The sequence below is a fragment of the Nocardioides oceani genome, from assembly GCF_030412965.1.
Lineage (GTDB): Bacteria > Actinomycetota > Actinomycetes > Propionibacteriales > Nocardioidaceae > Nocardioides > Nocardioides oceani.
Genome location: NZ_JAUHJQ010000056.1, coordinates 1 through 463, shown reverse-complemented (window position 1 = coordinate 463; position 463 = coordinate 1). Strand labels below are relative to the sequence as shown.

The 463-nt window shown below is 44.3% G+C and carries 1 protein-coding gene; it reads left to right on the top strand.

Features of this window, described 5'->3' with window-relative positions:
- Positions 1–463 (top strand): Hsp70 family protein (locus tag QWY28_RS23250; protein ID WP_300955298.1); only part of this gene is annotated, 463 nt, incomplete at both ends.

The window sequence follows — 463 nt, the reverse complement described above, 5'->3', positions numbered from 1 at the left end:
GAAGACTTTGACAACAGAATGGTTAACCACTTTGTTCAGGAATTCAAGAGGAAGAACAAGAAAGACATTACTGGCAACCCAAGGGCTCTTAGAAGGTTGAGAACATCTTGTGAGAGAGCGAAGAGGACCCTCTCATCCACTGCTCAAACTACCATTGAGATTGATTCTTTGTTTGAGGGCATAGATTTCTACTCTACCATCACTAGAGCCAGATTTGAGGAGCTTAACATGGATCTCTTCAGGAAGTGTATGGAGCCTGTTGAGAAGTGTTTGAGGGACGCAAAGATGGACAAAAGCACTATCCATGATGTTGTTCTTGTTGGTGGATCTACCAGGATTCCAAAGGTTCAGCAGCTGTTGCAGGATTTCTTTAATGGAAAGGAGCTCTGCAAAAGTATTAATCCTGATGAGGCTGTGGCTTATGGGGCTGCTGTACAAGCAGCAATCTTAAGCGGTGAAGGCG